This window comes from Novosphingopyxis baekryungensis DSM 16222, assembly GCF_000420305.1.
Classification (GTDB): Bacteria; Pseudomonadota; Alphaproteobacteria; order Sphingomonadales; family Sphingomonadaceae; genus Novosphingopyxis; species Novosphingopyxis baekryungensis.
This window is the reverse complement of sequence record NZ_ATUR01000003.1, coordinates 368,717-382,156: the sequence shown is the minus strand read 5'-3', so window position 1 is coordinate 382,156 and position 13,440 is coordinate 368,717. Positions and strand designations below refer to the sequence as shown.

Sequence of the window (13,440 nt, the reverse complement as noted above, 5' to 3'; positions counted from 1 at the left end):
CGGAACCGGCCAGGCGGCCCTTCGTCCGACGCTTGTCGAGGGGCCGCGATTCCGCCATGGGAACTTCTGATCGTGGCCGGGCGTCTTCTCGCCTGGCCCGAACGGACATGTGGTGGATTGGGGAGTGACGTAATGACCGATTTCAGTGACCGCGAAAAAGCGTTCGAAAACAAGTTCGCGCGCGACGAGGAAACGCAGTTCAAGATCATGGCGCGGCGCAACCGGCTGCTCGGCGGCTGGGCTGCGGAAAAGATGGGGCTGACCCCGGAAGAGACCGAAGGCTATGCCCGCGAAGTGGTGCAAGCCGATTTCGAGGAAGCTGGCGACGACGACGTGTTGCGCAAGGTGCTGGGCGACCTTACCTCGGCTGGCATCGAAAGCGATGCGGCGGAGGTGCGCCGGGCGATGGAGGAAAAGCTCATCGAGGCGCGCCGTCAATTCATCGAAGGCAACTGAAGGACCAGCACATATGCCCATGGCAGCAGGCGATATCGAACGACTGATCAAGGATGCGATTCCCGACGCAAGCGTGCGGATCGACGATCTGGCGGGCGATGGAGACCATTATGCCGCGCATGTGGAGTCCGGCAGTTTCCAGGGTATGAGCCGCGTCAAGCAGCACCAGGCGGTCTATGCCGCGCTTGGCGGCCGGATGGGCGGGGAGCTGCATGCCTTGCAGCTCACCACCGCCGCGCCGCAATCGGGCGCAGCCGCCCCTCAAGGAGATTAAGAACATGGCCGAAGACGTCAAAAACCGTATCGACACGATGGTGAACAAGAAGGACGTGGTCCTGTTCATGAAGGGCACGCCGCTTTTCCCGCAATGCGGCTTTTCCAGCCGTGCCATCGCGATCCTGGATCATCTCGGTGTCGATTATGACAGCGTCGATGTGCTGCAGGATATGGAAGTGCGCCAGGGCATCAAAACCTATTCCGACTGGCCCACCATCCCGCAGCTGTATGTGAAGGGTGAGTTTGTCGGCGGATCCGATATCATGATGGAAATGTATGAGGCCGGCGAGCTGAAGAGCCTGATGGACGAAAAGTCCGTCGCCCGCGCCGAATAGGCGTCTGCGCCCGGCAACCGGTTCGCGCGCATGCGCGCCGCCGACGAAAAGAGAACCCGTGCTGGCCGATTGGATCGGTCGGTGCGGGTTTTTTACGTGCGGCTGTCATTTGGGGGGGAGTCGCGGGGGCAAAGGGTGCGAGATCAGACAAAAGCAACCGATCACCACCCGCGACAGGGAAGCACATGCACGGATCATGTAGCAGGAACCGTGCCAGATGGCCGTTCCTGTGGAAAAGCAGCCGGTTATATGGTTAAGCGATCGCCCGCCCGGCGTTTACTGTAAATATTTCCGACAGATCGACCGGTGACGGCGCTGCTCCCTTGGCTTTTGCGGACCGGGAGGCCACATGTTTGCTCATGAGTTGGCCAGACAGCATCCACGCCGGTGAAACCGAACAGCCCGAGCCGTTGGTCCGCCGCGTGCTCGCGCCCAATCCCTCCCCCTATACCTATACCGGCACCCAGACCTGGATCGTCGGGGCGGGCAAAGACGTGGCGGTGATCGATCCCGGGCCGGACGATGCCGCGCATATCGACGCGATATTGCGGGCGGTGGGCGAGGCGAGGGTCAAGGCGATCCTGTGCACGCACACCCACCGCGATCACAGCCCGGGGTCGCGTCCGCTGGCCGTGCGAACCGGCGCACCCATAATGGGCTGCGCGCCGCTGGTGCTGGCCGATGACGGCCCGCGCGCCGATGCGGCGTTCGACCCATTATATGCGCCCGATCATGTCATGGGCGATGGTGAGACCGTCGCGGGAGACGGCTGGACGCTGGAAGCGGTGGCGACGCCGGGGCACACATCCAACCATCTGTGCTTCGCGCTGCTGGAGAGCGGCGCGCTGTTCACCGGCGATCATGTGATGAAATGGTCCACCAGCGTGGTCAGCCCGCCGGACGGCAATATGGGCGATTACATGGCGAGCCTGAAGAAGCTGTATGAGCGCGAGCAGGACCGGGTCTATTATCCGGCGCACGGCCCCGCGGCCGAGAATCCGCACCAGCTGGTGCGCGGCATGATGGGCCACCGCAAGGCGCGTGAGAAACAGATTTTGAAGCTGTTGACGGAAGCCGGCCCGGTTGCGGTTCCGGCCATGGTCGACGTGATGTACAAGGGGCTCGATCCCCGGCTTCATGGCGCGGCCGAGCGATCGGTTCTGGCGCATTTGTTCGATCTGGAACAGCGCGGCGAGGCCCTGCGCAGCGCAGCCGCGACGGATCAGGGCGAGGCAGCATGGATGCCCGCATGAGCCATGGGGTTTTTCGCGGGCTGGTGATTGCCTTTCTGCTGCTATGTGCCGGGTTGCTCGGCTATCTGGTGTGGAGCAACTATACCGAGCGGTATATCGTGACCGAGGAAGAGGATGGCTCGGCCATCACCCGGTTGATCTCCGCCAGGATGAGCGGCACCAGCCAGCTCAAGGTCGCGGAGCTGAGCGGTACGGTGCAGGCCAATGCGGAGGATGTCCGCGGCTTCGGCCTGCTGAAATCGAACCAGATCGTGAAAATGCCCTATAGCGTCGGCTATTATGTCGATCTGTCCAGGATCGGCCCCGATGACCTGGAATGGGTGGAAGACTCCCGCACGCTGATCGTCAATGCGCCGGATATCTCGGTGGAAAAGGCGAATGTCGATGAAAGTCGCCGCTCACTGGTGCGCACCGACGGGCTGATCGTGACGCGGCAGGCCGCCGAGCAGCTCAGCCAGCGCACCTCTGCCGGCGCGCAAAACAAGGTGGCGCGCGAAGCCCAGTCCCCGCAGCGCATGGCGCAGGCGCGCGAACTGGGCAAATCGGTGGTGGCACGCACGATGCGGCTGCCGCTGGAGACGCTGGGCTATGGCGATGCGCGGGTGGTGGTGACCTATCCGATAGAGCGCACTGCGCAGGCGCGCGACGCGGTGGACGTCAGCCGCCGTCCGGAGGATGTCCTGCGCGATCGGCAGAAGGCACGCTAGTTCGACGCATTGGAACATCGGGCAAAATCGGCTTGCAGGCGGCTTGATGGAACGCGCTGCGCCGTTCACAGGTTGATGAAGCGAAAGGGCAATTCATGAACGCACAAACACAAGGCCGCGAAAGCTTCGTCGGCGTCGATATCCGCGCCGAGATCGATCGGCTGCGCAAGGATCGCAACGCGGTAATCCTGGCGCATTATTATCAGAAGCCTGAAATTCAGGATCTGGCGGACTTCGTCGGGGACTCGCTCGAGCTGTCGAAAAAAGCCGCCGAGACCGATGCGGACGTGATCGCTTTTTGCGGCGTGAAGTTCATGGCCGAGACCGCCAAGATCCTGTCGCCCGAAAAAACGGTGATCCTGCCGGACATGAATGCCGGCTGCAGTCTGGAAGATAGCTGCCCTCCGGAGAAATTCGCAGAATTCCGCCGCCAGCATCCCGATCATATCGCGCTCACCTATATCAACTGCTCGGCAGCGGTGAAGGCGCTCAGCGATATCATTGTCACGTCCAGCTCGGCCGAAACGATCATCCAGCAGATTCCGGAGAGCCAGAAGATCATCTTCGGCCCGGACCGGCATCTGGGCGGCTATCTCAACCGCAAGTTCGGGCGGGACATGCTGCTGTGGCCCGGCGTCTGCATCGTGCATGAGGCGTTTAGCGAAACCGAGCTGCTGAAGCTGAAGGCGCAGCATCCCGGCGCGCCGATCGCCGCGCATCCCGAATGCCCGCCCTCGATCATCGAACATGCCGATCTGGTGGGCTCCACCAGCGCGATCCTGGCCTTTGCCAAGGAGACCGACAGCGACACGGTGATCGTGGCGACGGAGCCGCACATCATCCATCAGATGGAAAAGGCGTTCCCGGAGAAGAATTTCATCGGTGCGCCCGGCGCGGACGGAAACTGCAACTGCAATATCTGCCCCTATATGGCGCTCAACACGATGGAGAAGCTCTACGTCGCCCTGCGCGATCTGAAGCCGGCCATCGACATGGACGAGGATATGCGGGTGAAGGCCAAGCGCAGTCTGGACCGTATGCTGGCCATGGCCGGTGGCACGGTCGGGCTGGGTGATCTTGGCGACATGGGGTTGGCCCCGGACCCACGCCGTTGAACGTCGACGGGGCGGGGGCAGTCTAGATGCGTGCCTGGCTGCGCCAGAAGGCGATAGAATTGCGCGGCAGCTACTGGTTTCTGCCCGCGCTGCTGACGACCGGCGCGCTCGTGCTGTCCATTGTCACCTGGTATCTGGACACCCGGATCGGATCGACATGGCCGGACAGCGTTTCCTTTTTGCAGGCGACCAAGCCGGAAGGTGCGCGTTCGCTGCTCTCCACCATCGCCGGCTCCACCATCGGCGTGGGCGGCACCGTCTTTTCCATCACGATTGCTGCGGTGGTCTATGCGTCGGGTAGCTACGGGCCGCGCCTGCTGACCAACTTCATGAACGATCGCGGCAACCAGTTTGCGCTCGGTATTTTCATCGCGACCTTCGTCTATGCGCTGATGATCCTCAGGGTGGTGCGGCTGGCCGACAGCAACGGCTATTTCGCGGCGCCAAGTGGATCCTTCGTGCCGCAGATATCGATGCTGGTGGCGCTAGGGCTGGCCCTGCTCTCGGTCGGCGTGCTGGTGTTCTTCCTGCATCATGTTCCGCAAAGCATTCAGATCAACAATGTGGTGGCCGATATCGGCCAGAGCGCGATCAGCGCGATCGAAAAACGCTATCCGGACGAATATGACGGGGCGGAATGGCAGGACCATGATGTGCGGATCGGCGAGGCGGTGCAGAGCCACAGGACCGGTTATATCGAGGTGATCGACTATGTAACGCTTGGGCAGGTGGCCGAGCGGCAGGGTGTGACCGTGCGATTGTCCGTGCGGGCAGGGGATTTTGTGCATCCGGGCATGGCGCTGATGTTTGTCGACGGCACGATGGGGGAGGATACGCCCGGCCATCTGCGCAGCGCCTTTGCCATCGGCCTCAGCCGCACCCAGTCGCAGGATATCGAGTTTGCGATCGACGAGTTGGTGGAAATTGCGCTGCGCGCGCTGTCCCCCGGCATCAACGATCCGTTCACGGCCATCACCTGCATGCACTGGCTGTCCGCCGTGCTGACAGCGCTTGCCGATCGTGATCTGGACCGGGATGCCGATGGCCAGCAATATGGAAAGAACAATGTGTTCTGTCTGGCGGATGACTTCGAACATTTCGTGGAGCGCAGCTTCGGTGCGCTTCGCATGAGCGCGGCGGCCAATGATCTGGCCTCCAAGCTTTACGTCGATGCGCTGGGCTCCGTCATGCTGCGCGCCAAGACGGAACAGCGCGATACCGCGTGCCGCACCCAGGTGCGCAAGCTGATGGAGCAGGCCCGTCACGTGCTGAACGGTCCAGCCCTGTATGAGCTGGAAAAACGCAGCACGGCCCTGCTGGAAAATGACCGCCGTCCGCCCTTCGGCGCGTCCAGCGGGGCGGTATTGCCCTGATGGCGCGCGGCAGTTTCTCGCCATGGCGGTGGCTGGCGTCGCTGACATGGGGCAGCTTCTGGGCGTTGCCCACGCTGCTGCTGATGGCGTCCATCCTGGTCGCGGGCCTGTTTCTCTGGGCCGATGCCGAAGGCCTGTCGGTCTGGCTATATGCGCAAGGCTGGCCGCTGGCGATGGCGGGCGGCACGGCGCAGGAACTGGCCAGCGTGTTGGTGGGTGTGCATGCCGCGTTCCTGACGCTCTATTTTTCGATCACGCTGCTGGTGCTGACCTTGGCGGCGAGCAATCTGGGCGTGCGGCTGATCGACCGCTGGATTGCCAAGGACATGACCCGCTGGACGCTGGGTTTCCTGCTCGGCGGCTTCGGCTGGGCGGTGCTGGTGCTATGGGCGGTCGATCCGGACGCCACTGGCCCGGAAGTGGCCCGCGGCAGCCTGACCGCGCTGCTCGGCTATACGCTATTTCTGACGGCATGGCTGGCCGGCGCGCTGCATGATCTTGGCCGGACCATCCATATCGATATCGATATCGCCGAAATCGGCACGGAAGGAAAAGAGCGGCAGGACTATTTCCAGAATGTCGCTCCGGCCTCGCATCCCGGCTTCGATGGCACGGTGTTTTGCGCGCCGAAGGACGGCTATATCGAAGGCGTGGATTTTCGCGCCTTGGTAAAACTCGCTGAAAAGGCGGGTCAGCGCATGCAGCTGGATATGGGCGTAGGCCGCTATGTGATGGCCGGCGAGCCGCTTGGCCGGTTTGAGACGGCCAGCGACCAGGGCGAGGCGGTGGCCAAGCTGTTTTCCTTTGGCCGCTTCCGGGCGGGGGCGCAGGGTGTGGTTTTCGATGCGCGACTATTGGTGGAAGTGGCCGCACGCGCCTTGTCACCCGCCATCAATGATTTTTACACCGGCATCGCCTGCTGCGACCGGTTGGGGACCATGATCGCGGCGCAGGCCCGGCTAGCGCGTCCACCCGGCTGGCTGGCGGACCGTCTCTATATTGGCGATCACAGCTTCGAAGGTCTGTTCGGCGGGCCGATGGCCGGATTGCGACAGGCGGCGGCGGATTATCCCTCGGTCTCCATCCGCATGATCGACCTGCTGGGCCGTGCCGATGGGGACGATCTGGCAACCGAGGAGCGCCGCTGTCTGCGCACATGGGCGCAGCAACTGGCCGATCACGCAGCGATGCGGGCACAGGTGGAGACGGATCGGCGCGACATCGCCCGGCGGCTTGCAAAGGCTTTTCCCGGCGCATCGGTTGCCGAACGCGCGCCATCGCCGTAGCAACAGGGTCATGATAGACAATTTTGATCGCGACGCCTTCGTCACCGCCGTCTTGGATGAGGATCTGCTTGGCGGGAGCGATGTCACGTCCGAAGCGGTGATTCCGCCGGGCACGCGTTTTCAGGCGGTGATGGATAGCCGGGATATTGCGGTGGTGGCCGGGATGGAGATTGCGGAGGCGTTTTTCCGGCGGCTCGATCCGGACGTGGAGATCGAGCGGCTGATTGAAGACGGCGCGCATGTCCCTGCGGGCACGAACCTCATGCGCTTGACCGGCAAGGCGCGCGCCATGCTGACGGCCGAACGATCGGCGCTCAACACCCTGCAGCATCTGACCGGCATTGCCACGATGACCCGGCACTATGTCGAGGCGATCGAGGGGACGGGATGCATTCTGCTCGATACCCGCAAGACGATCCCGGGTCTGCGTGCGTTGGAGAAATATGCCACGCGCATGGGTGGTGCGCAAAATCATCGCATGGGTCTGTGGGACGCAGCGATGATCAAGGACAATCATGTGGCGGTCGCGGGCGATGTCGCCACGGCGGTCAAGCGCGCGGCCGATGCCGGCATTGCCGATATCATTGTGGAAGTGGACCGGATCGACCAGATCGAACCGGCGCTGAGGGCGGGGGCCACGCATCTGCTGCTCGACAATATGGACGTGCCCGCGCTGCGCGAGGCGGTGGCGCTGGTCGATGGACGGGTGCCGACCGAAGCCTCCGGCGGGGTGACGCTGGACACGATCCACGACAAGGCAGCCACGGGGGTCACCTATATTTCCGTGGGGCGCCTCACCCAGTCGGCACCGGCCGCGGATATCGGGCTGGATTACGCCGCCGCTTGATCGCGGGGCGCGGAGCGGGCAGACCGCATCGCGGAACATCAATGGGGAGGGCCGCATGCGTCCGCAGTCGATCAAGCGCTTCGAAATTCTCTATGGCATCAGCCTGTTGCTCAGCGTGCTTGGCACGATATTGAGCTGGAACGCCACCTTGGCGCAGTTCCAGCAAGGCGCGGGTGTGCCGCTGAGCCCGTCGATCCTGATCGGTATTCTGGTCTTTGGCTACGCGGTGGCACTGCTTCTGCTCTATTTTACCGCGCATCGCGCCAGCAATGTGGCCAAATGGATTTTGGTGGCGTTCGCTCTGCTTGGACTGATCGGTCTGCCCGCGCTCGTCATGCCGCCCTTCACGCTGATCAAAATCGTCGGGCTCCTGTCTCAGTTGGTCACGATCGCGTCGCTTGTCTTTTTGTTCAAGGCCGATGCGCGGACTTGGTTCGCCGGAAGCGATCTGGATGATGAGGATGAAATGGGCGCGAGCTTCGAATAAATGCATGCCCTTCTGCGCGGCGTTGCCGGGGCAGGGGCGGCGTTAGCACTGGCCGCTCCGGCCGCGGCGCAGGGCTGGCAATGCCGCGCGCCTTCCGTTCTTCCGCGCAGCGAGGCTGTGTCCCGTCCACCGGATGCGCCCGTGCGTCGCGTGCCGATCGGCGGTTATATTTTGTCGCTTAGCTGGTCGCCCGAATATTGCCGCACACGCAAGACCAGCATGCGCGACGCCCTGCAGTGCAGCGGGCGCATGGGGGAGTTTGGTTTTATCCTGCATGGCTTATGGCCGCAGGGGCGGGGCCGGGCGCCCTGGCCGCAATATTGCCGCCCCGTGTCCGCCGTGCCACCTGCCACTTTGCGCGCCAATATCTGTCATATGCCATCGGTATCGCTAGTGAACCATGAATGGGCCAAGCATGGCAGCTGCATGGCCCGGCGTCCGTCGGCCTATCTGCGTGCATCGCGCGTGCTGTTCGATGCCCTAGCATTTCCGGACATGGACCGGCTCAGCCGCCGCGAGCCGACGGCAAAGGATGTGCGCGATGCTTTTGCGATGGCCAATCCCGGGCTGGAGCCGGAGGCGATAGAGCTGCGGCGCAACCGGCGCGGCTGGCTGACCGATGTGCGCCTGTGCCTTGATCGGCGCTTTCGTACGACCGGCTGTGCCCGGCGGACCATACCGGACGATACCGATATCAAAATATGGCGCGGCGGCTGAGCGCTGCGGCCGGACGTTGTTACTGGCCAGCCCTTATTGCTGAATCGTCACCGTTTCGGGATGATGCTTGTCCAAATGCTTGCGGATGATGCGCAGATTCTTCGTGTTCGAACGCCACAGGAAATCAAAGGCATCGCCCACCAGCGGCACCGCGCCGAACAAGGTATCGATGCCGATATTGCCGGCCATGCGCGTCATCTGGAATTTCGACATGCCCAGATTGCGCGCTTCCCAGATGAGGTAGCTGCCCATGGCGGCGGTAATGATATCGCCGACCACGGGTACGAGACCCACGATGAAATCCAGCCCCACGCGCCGATTGATGCCGGGGATAACGAACATGCCTTCCAGCAGCTTCTCCATGGCTTCGACCCGCTGGCGCACCGCCAGGGGATCGCGCGCGCGTGAACCGACCATCTCGTCGATCCGGTCCATCTGATCCCTGCTGACTTTCACCGTACATCCTTTTGCACCACCATGGCGCCTGGCTCAGGAAGTGGGTCCACCGCCCAGATATTGCAACAGATGCCAGCCCCGCGCATTGGGCGCATGGCCTTGCACGCCAGGCCGCACGATCGAGAAGCGATAGGGCGCGGCCAGCGGAATGAAGCGGCCGTCCGCCTGTATAGCGGCGGCGGCATCGCGCAGCAGGCGGCGGCGATCGGGCAGGGTTTCGACGTCCAGCGCTGTCCGGACCAGCCTGTCGGCCTGTTCATTGCAGATGGGCGTGGCGGGGCAGGAGAGGCGGGTCAGATACCACAGCGGTCCGTCATAATCGGCCACCTGATCGATCAGCCGCAGGTCCGCATCCTGCTGCGGGCCCACGCGCTGCGCTTCCAGCCCGATCACGGCCAGATCGGCGGCAATCCGGGCAAAGAGCAGCCGCCCGCCCGCCTCCACCGGCATGGCGATCCGCAGGGGCGGGGTGGGGCCATTCTTGTCGCGCCAGATGGCAACGCGGCGTGCGGCCTCGGTCCGGCGTTCCGCGAAGGTGGCGGTCGTCCATCCCGGCGGATCGATGGTCCATTCGCCGAACAGGTCAGGCGGCCAGATTGTTTCCGCTATGGCCCATTCCGGACGCTCGAACGGAGCCAGCAACGCCGTCCGGTCCATCGCCATGGCCAGGGCTTCCCGGTTCACCTGCTCTTTCAGAAACGCTGTCTCGTTCACCACCGACAGGCCGAACAGGCCGACCACCGGGTCCACACTGATCGCGGGCGCATCCACTCTGGCCGCATCCATCAGCGGGAGATGCGCGAACCGCCCGCCCTCCACCACATCCACTGCGCCCGTGGCATAGGCCGCGATGGCATTGGCGGCGGTGCGCCCGCGCAGCATGATGCGGGGCGGCACCAGCTCCTCGCGCGCATCCTCGAGATTATAACTGCGGTGCATGAGCACGGGTGTAGCACCTTCGGTGCTGCGCATCGGGCCGGACCCGGCGCGCCCTTTGACGATGCCGAACTCCGGCTGGGCCAGCAGCTCGAGCAAATTGGGGCGTGGCTTGGTCAGCCGAATTTCCAGCACATGATCGGTGATTGCATTGACCTGACCGATCAGCACCAGATCGCCGCCGAAGCCGCCTCTGCGCAATTCATCCAGCCGCTGCTGCAATATGGTGGCGACTTGCCGGGCGGTCACTTCGCCGGCGCCATTCCATTCGGCATCGCCGATCCGGAAGATGTAGCTGAGCCCGTCTTCGCTGGCGATCCAGCGTTCGGCCAGCCCGGGATTGATCCGGCCCTGTGCATCGAAGGAAACAAGCCCCTGCGCGGTTGCCGCGCGTAGCAGGCCTGCCCCCCGTTCAAGCGGCAATCGGCCGATGGCAAAATCGGCTTTTTCGTTGCCGATCACGGCGACCGAGATGCTGGCATTGTCCACACCGTCAGCGCATCCGCCGATCGGCAGCATGGCGATGAGGGAAAGCAGGACGAAGGGGAAACGCATGGCCCACGCTATGCCGCGTCCTCCCCATGCTCGCCAAGCGGTAAATCGGGCGACTGAACTGATGATTTGCTTCATCGGAGCCAAGCCGCCGACCTGTCGACGCATGGTTAAATGGCCGCCTGCGCTCCGCGATTCATGATCAATCTTCATCGAATCTTCAACATCATAGGCAAGTCATGGTGGACGGTGTGTTTGACCGCAGAGGAGATCGCGTATGAAGATCACGGTAAACAGGTTCCGCCGACAGCATGACAATGTCATGCAACAGGCCACGGCGATCCTGCATCTGGCTGACAAGCTGCACACCGAGACGTCCGGTTCCCTGGCACGTGAGATCGGCGCACGACTGACCAAAATTAGCAGCGATTTGCGCATCCATTTTGCCCAGGAAGACAGCCTATTATATCCACGGTTGATCGAATCGGATGATCCCGAAGTCGCAGCCGTTGCACGCACTTTTTTCGATGAGATGGGCAGCCTTGGCCCTGCGTTCGAGAAATTCTCGGCCACTTGGACGAGGATAGGCGCCATCGGTGCAGACCCCTTGCGCTTTCAGCGTGAAGCCAACGCCATTTTCCTGGCGCTTTCCGGCCGTGTCGAGCGTGAAAACGAGCATCTCTACCCACTGGCCGACCGGATTGTGGTCGCGCATCCGGAGATCTGTGTCTCGCAAAATTCTGGTGCGGACGGCGGGACTCGAACCCGCACTGCCTAGGGCAAGCGGATTTTAAGTCCGCAGCGTCTACCATTCCGCCACGTCCGCACGTGGGCCTGTCTGGCCCGAATGGCGGCACAGGCCCCTGTTGGTCAAGATGTCTATCAACCGGGCGTGCACTCCGGTAGACGCGCTGACATATGAGCATTCTCGAAATCAGCGGACTCGCCAAAGTCTATGCGAGCGGCACGGTCGCCCTGTCGGATATCGATCTGACGATCCAGCGCGGTGAAATCTTCGCGCTGCTCGGTCCCAATGGCGCGGGCAAGACCACCATGATTGGCATCATCTGCGGTCTGGTTACGCCAACCCGCGGCACGGTGATCGTGGATGGTAAGGATTTTCGCCAGTCCTACCGCAAGGTCCGCCGCAAGATCGGGCTGGTGCCGCAGGAACTGCACACCGATGCGTTCGAAAAGGTGATCGATACCATCCGGTTCAGCCGCGCGCTGTTCGGCAAAGCGGCCAATCCAGCCTTTATCGAGGAATTGCTGCGCGATCTGACGTTATGGGACAAGCGCGATGCGCAGGTGCAGGAGCTGTCCGGTGGCATGAAACGCCGCCTGATGATCGCCAAGGCGCTCAGCCATGAACCGGATATCCTGTTTCTGGACGAGCCGACGGCCGGCGTGGATGTGGAGCTGCGGCGCGATATGTGGCGGATGGTCCGCCGGTTGCGCGAGCGCGGCGTCACGATCATCCTGACCACGCATTATATCGAGGAGGCCGAGGAAATGGCCGACCGGGTGGGTGTGATCACCGGTGGCAAGCTGATCCTGGTCGAAGAAAAGCAGGTGCTGATGCGCAAGCTTGGCCGCAAGCGGCTGACGCTCAACCTCGATACGCCGCTTACTGCGATCCCGGTGGAGCTGGCCGAATGGCGGCCCGAACTGGCCGCCGAGGGGCATGAGCTGGTTTATGAATTCGATGCGCGCGCGGAAAAGACCGGTGTGCCGTCGCTGCTGCGCCGCGTCAGCGACCTTGGCATCGGTTTTTCGGATCTGAACACGCGGCAGAGTTCGCTCGAGGATATTTTCGTCGAGCTGGTACATAATGGGCAAACAGCATGAGCGACAACAATCTGCGCGGCGTCTGGGCCATCTACAAGTTCGAGCTGGCCCGGTTTCGCCGGACCTTCTGGACCAGCCTGGTCCTCCCGGTGCTCACCACCGCGCTCTATTTCATCGTCTTCGGATCGGCCATCGGCAGCCGCATGGGCGATGTGGGCGGCACCAGCTACGGTGCGTTCATCGTGCCCGGCCTGATCATGCTGTCGATGTTTACCGAGAGCATCAGCAATTCCAGCTTCGGCATCTACATGCCCAAATGGACCGGCACGATCTACGAGCTGCTTTCCTCTCCGCTCAGCGCGTTCGAGACCGTGCTGGCCTATGTCGGGGCGGCGGCGACGAAATCCGTCATCATCGGCATCATCATTCTGGCGACCAGCACCTTTTTCGTCGAGCCACGGGTGGATCATCCCGTGCTGATGATGGGCATGATGATCCTGATCGCCATCGCCTTTTGCCTGTTCGGTTTCATCATCGGCATCTGGGCAAAGAATTTCGAGCAGTTGCAGGTCATCCCGCTGCTCGTGGTCTATCCGCTCACCTTTCTGGGCGGTGCGTTCTACAGCATCAATATGCTGCCGCCTTTCTGGCAGACGCTGACGCTGTTCAATCCGGTGGTCTATCTCATCAGCGGCTTTCGCTGGACCTTCTTCGGGGCAGGGGATGTCTCCATCGCCGTCAGCATGGGTGCGCTGGCGTTGTTTCTGGCGATATGTCTCGGCGTGATCTTCTGGATGTTCCGGACGGGCTATCGGCTGAAGAGCTGATCCAGTCCGACATCTGGCCGACAGCGGATCATCTGAGCACCCGACCCATCGCGTAAGTCCGTCAGATCGCGCAATAATTCTTAACCAAA

Annotated in this window: 16 protein-coding genes and 1 tRNA gene; 14 read left to right on the top strand and 3 right to left on the bottom strand. The window is 62.6% G+C overall.

All coding sequences use genetic code 11. The features are described 5' to 3' along the window. Positions 1–132 precede the first annotated feature (132 nt). The 11 genes from G410_RS0105660 (at position 133) to G410_RS0105610 (ending at position 8,852) form a co-directional block, all read left to right on the top strand. On the top strand, positions 133–456 hold the full coding sequence (locus G410_RS0105660; protein ID WP_022672682.1) for a DUF1476 domain-containing protein: 324 nt from the start codon (positions 133–135) through the stop codon (positions 454–456). Between the two features lie 13 nt (positions 457–469). Continuing rightward, positions 470–730 carry a BolA/IbaG family iron-sulfur metabolism protein gene (locus G410_RS0105655; RefSeq protein ID WP_022672681.1) on the top strand — a complete coding sequence of 87 codons (261 nt, stop codon included), beginning with the start codon at positions 470–472 and terminating at the stop codon, positions 728–730. Between the two features lie 4 nt (positions 731–734). Next, positions 735–1,067, top strand: a complete 333-nt coding sequence (grxD, locus tag G410_RS0105650; protein WP_022672680.1) for a Grx4 family monothiol glutaredoxin — start codon at positions 735–737, stop codon at positions 1,065–1,067. A 359-nt stretch (positions 1,068–1,426) separates the two neighbouring features. Further along, on the top strand, positions 1,427–2,320 hold the full coding sequence (locus G410_RS15800) for an MBL fold metallo-hydrolase (protein WP_022672679.1): 894 nt from the start codon (positions 1,427–1,429) through the stop codon (positions 2,318–2,320). Next, positions 2,317–3,027: a DUF4230 domain-containing protein gene (locus tag G410_RS0105640; protein ID WP_028971118.1), complete on the top strand. Its 711-nt coding sequence runs from the start codon at positions 2,317–2,319 to the stop codon at positions 3,025–3,027. Before G410_RS15800 ends, G410_RS0105640 begins: the two co-directional genes overlap by 4 nt. 95 nt (positions 3,028–3,122) lie before the next feature. Beyond that, positions 3,123–4,142, top strand: a complete 1,020-nt coding sequence (nadA, locus tag G410_RS0105635) for a quinolinate synthase NadA (protein WP_022672677.1) — start codon at positions 3,123–3,125, stop codon at positions 4,140–4,142. A gap of 26 nt (positions 4,143–4,168) precedes the next feature. After that, positions 4,169–5,515 (top strand): DUF2254 domain-containing protein, encoded by a 1,347-nt coding sequence (locus G410_RS15795; protein ID WP_022672676.1) that lies wholly within the window; start codon positions 4,169–4,171, stop codon positions 5,513–5,515. After that, complete coding sequence (locus G410_RS0105625) at positions 5,515–6,801, top strand: DUF2254 domain-containing protein (protein WP_022672675.1); 1,287 nt, start codon at positions 5,515–5,517, stop codon at positions 6,799–6,801. Before G410_RS15795 ends, G410_RS0105625 begins: the two co-directional genes overlap by 1 nt. Before the next feature lie 10 nt (positions 6,802–6,811). Further along, positions 6,812–7,648 (top strand): carboxylating nicotinate-nucleotide diphosphorylase, encoded by an 837-nt coding sequence (nadC, locus tag G410_RS0105620; RefSeq protein WP_022672674.1) that lies wholly within the window; start codon positions 6,812–6,814, stop codon positions 7,646–7,648. Between the two features lie 55 nt (positions 7,649–7,703). Beyond that, positions 7,704–8,135 (top strand): hypothetical protein, encoded by a 432-nt coding sequence (locus tag G410_RS0105615; protein WP_022672673.1) that lies wholly within the window; start codon positions 7,704–7,706, stop codon positions 8,133–8,135. Continuing rightward, positions 8,136–8,852 (top strand): ribonuclease T2 family protein, encoded by a 717-nt coding sequence (locus G410_RS0105610; protein WP_022672672.1) that lies wholly within the window; start codon positions 8,136–8,138, stop codon positions 8,850–8,852. 33 nt (positions 8,853–8,885) lie between these two features. On the opposite strand, the gene G410_RS0105605 is transcribed toward G410_RS0105610, so the two are convergent. After that, positions 8,886–9,308: a DUF4112 domain-containing protein gene (locus tag G410_RS0105605; RefSeq protein ID WP_033317362.1), complete on the bottom strand. Its 423-nt coding sequence runs from the start codon at positions 9,306–9,308 to the stop codon at positions 8,886–8,888. Between the two features lie 33 nt (positions 9,309–9,341). Beyond that, on the bottom strand, positions 9,342–10,799 hold the full coding sequence (locus tag G410_RS15790; protein ID WP_022672670.1) for an ABC transporter substrate-binding protein: 1,458 nt from the start codon (positions 10,797–10,799) through the stop codon (positions 9,342–9,344). Between the two features lie 214 nt (positions 10,800–11,013). On the opposite strand from G410_RS15790, the gene G410_RS17660 reads away from it, so the two are divergent. Beyond that, positions 11,014–11,514: a hemerythrin domain-containing protein gene (locus G410_RS17660; RefSeq protein WP_084488998.1), complete on the top strand. Its 501-nt coding sequence runs from the start codon at positions 11,014–11,016 to the stop codon at positions 11,512–11,514. Here G410_RS17660 and G410_RS0105590 read toward each other — a convergent pair. Then, a tRNA-Leu gene (locus G410_RS0105590) sits at positions 11,478–11,562 on the bottom strand. The two genes, G410_RS17660 and G410_RS0105590, sit on opposite strands and share 37 nt — an antisense overlap. Positions 11,563–11,654: 92 nt before the next feature. Between G410_RS0105590 and G410_RS0105585 the strand changes: the two genes are divergently transcribed. Together G410_RS0105585 and G410_RS0105580 are read left to right on the top strand one after the other, a co-directional pair. Next, the gene (locus tag G410_RS0105585; protein ID WP_022672669.1) at positions 11,655–12,584 is read left to right on the top strand and encodes an ABC transporter ATP-binding protein; all 930 of its coding nucleotides are present in this window, start codon (positions 11,655–11,657) and stop codon (positions 12,582–12,584) included. Next, positions 12,581–13,351 (top strand): ABC transporter permease, encoded by a 771-nt coding sequence (locus G410_RS0105580; RefSeq protein ID WP_022672668.1) that lies wholly within the window; start codon positions 12,581–12,583, stop codon positions 13,349–13,351. The genes G410_RS0105585 and G410_RS0105580 overlap by 4 nt, the downstream gene beginning before the upstream one ends. The last annotated feature ends 89 nt before the right edge of the window (positions 13,352–13,440 follow it).

Coding starts and splice junctions, on each gene's coding strand:
- G410_RS0105660 (WP_022672682.1), top strand. CDS start 133: ATGACCGATTTCAGTGACCGCGAAAAAGCGTTCGAAAACAAGTTCGCG.
- G410_RS0105655 (WP_022672681.1), top strand. CDS start 470: ATGCCCATGGCAGCAGGCGATATCGAACGACTGATCAAGGATGCGATT.
- grxD (WP_022672680.1), top strand. CDS start 735: ATGGCCGAAGACGTCAAAAACCGTATCGACACGATGGTGAACAAGAAG.
- G410_RS15800 (WP_022672679.1), top strand. CDS start 1,427: ATGAGTTGGCCAGACAGCATCCACGCCGGTGAAACCGAACAGCCCGAG.
- G410_RS0105640 (WP_028971118.1), top strand. CDS start 2,317: ATGAGCCATGGGGTTTTTCGCGGGCTGGTGATTGCCTTTCTGCTGCTA.
- nadA (WP_022672677.1), top strand. CDS start 3,123: ATGAACGCACAAACACAAGGCCGCGAAAGCTTCGTCGGCGTCGATATC.
- G410_RS15795 (WP_022672676.1), top strand. CDS start 4,169: ATGCGTGCCTGGCTGCGCCAGAAGGCGATAGAATTGCGCGGCAGCTAC.
- G410_RS0105625 (WP_022672675.1), top strand. CDS start 5,515: ATGGCGCGCGGCAGTTTCTCGCCATGGCGGTGGCTGGCGTCGCTGACA.
- nadC (WP_022672674.1), top strand. CDS start 6,812: ATGATAGACAATTTTGATCGCGACGCCTTCGTCACCGCCGTCTTGGAT.
- G410_RS0105615 (WP_022672673.1), top strand. CDS start 7,704: ATGCGTCCGCAGTCGATCAAGCGCTTCGAAATTCTCTATGGCATCAGC.
- G410_RS0105610 (WP_022672672.1), top strand. CDS start 8,136: ATGCATGCCCTTCTGCGCGGCGTTGCCGGGGCAGGGGCGGCGTTAGCA.
- G410_RS15790 (WP_022672670.1), bottom strand. CDS start 10,799: ATGCGTTTCCCCTTCGTCCTGCTTTCCCTCATCGCCATGCTGCCGATC.
- G410_RS17660 (WP_084488998.1), top strand. CDS start 11,014: ATGAAGATCACGGTAAACAGGTTCCGCCGACAGCATGACAATGTCATG.
- G410_RS0105585 (WP_022672669.1), top strand. CDS start 11,655: ATGAGCATTCTCGAAATCAGCGGACTCGCCAAAGTCTATGCGAGCGGC.
- G410_RS0105580 (WP_022672668.1), top strand. CDS start 12,581: ATGAGCGACAACAATCTGCGCGGCGTCTGGGCCATCTACAAGTTCGAG.